Origin of the sequence: Streptomyces sp. NRRL S-378 (assembly GCF_000720645.1) — a bacterium.
Classification (GTDB): Bacteria; Actinomycetota; Actinomycetes; order Streptomycetales; family Streptomycetaceae; genus Streptomyces.
In genome coordinates this window covers 1-266 of the sequence record NZ_JOBX01000228.1, presented here as the reverse complement: position 1 = coordinate 266, position 266 = coordinate 1, and the positions used below count along the sequence as shown (strand labels likewise).

Annotated in this window: 1 pseudogene; it reads left to right on the top strand. The window is 63.2% G+C overall.

The features are described 5' to 3' along the window. A pseudogene (locus tag IH80_RS0138590) lies at positions 1-266 on the top strand (PhnD/SsuA/transferrin family substrate-binding protein); the annotation flags it as partial.

The following is a 266-nucleotide window of genomic DNA, read 5'->3' as shown; positions in this document are numbered from 1 at the left end:
GTCCGTCCGAGATCGAGGCCCTCAACGGCGGTTCTCTCGACATCGGTTTCATCGGCCCCTCCCCGTCGATCAACGGTTATGTGAAGTCCAAGGGCTCCAGCCTGCGGATCATCTCCGGCTCCGCCTCGGGCGGCGTGAAGCTGGTTGTGAACCCGAGCAGGATCAAGACCCTGGACGACCTCAAGGGCAAGAAGATCGCCACCCCGCAGAAGGGCAACACCCAGGACGTCGCGTTCCTGAACTGGATCGCGGAGAAGGGCTGGACG